We start from the raw sequence: 1101 nt of genomic DNA on the forward strand, positions 1-1101 counted from the left end.
CGAGGCGGTCGTCGACGGCGAGTACGACCGCTCTCGGGAGTACGTCGCGCTCGCGCGTCGGATCGCGGAGCGGAACCGCTGCGGGCTCCCGGCCGACTTCTCCCGACGGACTTGCGACGACTGCGACGTGTACCTCCGCCCCGGCAAGACGGGGCGCGTCCGGCTCCGCCCCGGCCGCGTCGTCGTGCGCTGCCGCGAGTGCGGGTCGACGGCGCGGTACCCGTTCGACTGACCGCGGCGCGAGCCTCGCGCCCGCCCCGCGGGCTGCCGCCGTCGCCACGCTTTATGACTCGACGGCGAGTGGAGCGGGATATGGACTACCGACGGCTCGGCGACACCGGACTGAGCGTCTCGGAGCTCTGCTTCGGGACGTGGCGCTTCGAGCGGGAGACGAACGGCGTGGTCGAGACCGGGCGCGAGGAGGCTCACGAGCTGCTCGACGCGGTCGAAGAGCACGGTATCAACTTCATCGACACCGCGAACGTCTACGGGAGTCCGAACGGCACGAGCGAGGAATATATCGGCGAGTGGCTCGCGGAGCGCGACCGCGAGGACTACGTGATCGCCTCGAAGGTGTACTTCCCGTTCGACGGGCGCGGCGAGCCCGGCCCCAACGACTCGGGGCTCGGGCGCAAGCACGTTCGAGCGCAGGTCGAGGGGACGCTCGACCGGCTCGACACCGACTACCTCGACGTCTACTACATCCACCGCTGGGACGAGGAGACGCCCATCGAAGAGACGATGCGCGTCCTCGACGAGCTCGTGCGCGAGGGGCGGATCCACTACCTCGGCGCGTCGACGATGGCGGCGTGGCAGCTGACGAAGGCGCTGTGGACCGCCGACGCCAACGACTACGCCCGGTTCGACGTGGTCCAGCCGCTCCACCACGCCGGCTACTACGAGGACGTGAGCGAGTACCTCGACGTCTGTATCGATCAGGACATCGCCGTCTGCCCGTACTCCCCGCTGGCGGGCGGGTTCCTCACCGGCAAGTACGAGCGCGCCGACCCGGACGACCCCGAGCAGGTGATCGCGCCGGACGGCTCGCGGGCGAGCTTCGACGACCGCTTCGAGCGGTTCTACCTCTCCGAGCCCACGAGA

2 protein-coding genes are annotated in these 1101 nt (G+C 70.0%); both read left to right on the plus strand.

The annotated features are described in order from the left end of the window. Nucleotides 1-232, plus strand: a 232-nt coding sequence (locus DJ74_RS00960) for a ribonuclease P protein component 4 (protein WP_094526018.1), incomplete at its 5' end; no start/stop codon positions are given. Between the two features lie 80 nt (nucleotides 233-312). After that, a partial coding sequence (locus DJ74_RS00965; RefSeq protein ID WP_254922113.1) for an aldo/keto reductase occupies nucleotides 313-1101 on the plus strand: 789 nt, incomplete at its 3' end.

It is taken from the genome of Halorubrum sp. Ea8 (assembly GCF_002252925.1).
Lineage (GTDB): Archaea > Halobacteriota > Halobacteria > Halobacteriales > Haloferacaceae > Halorubrum.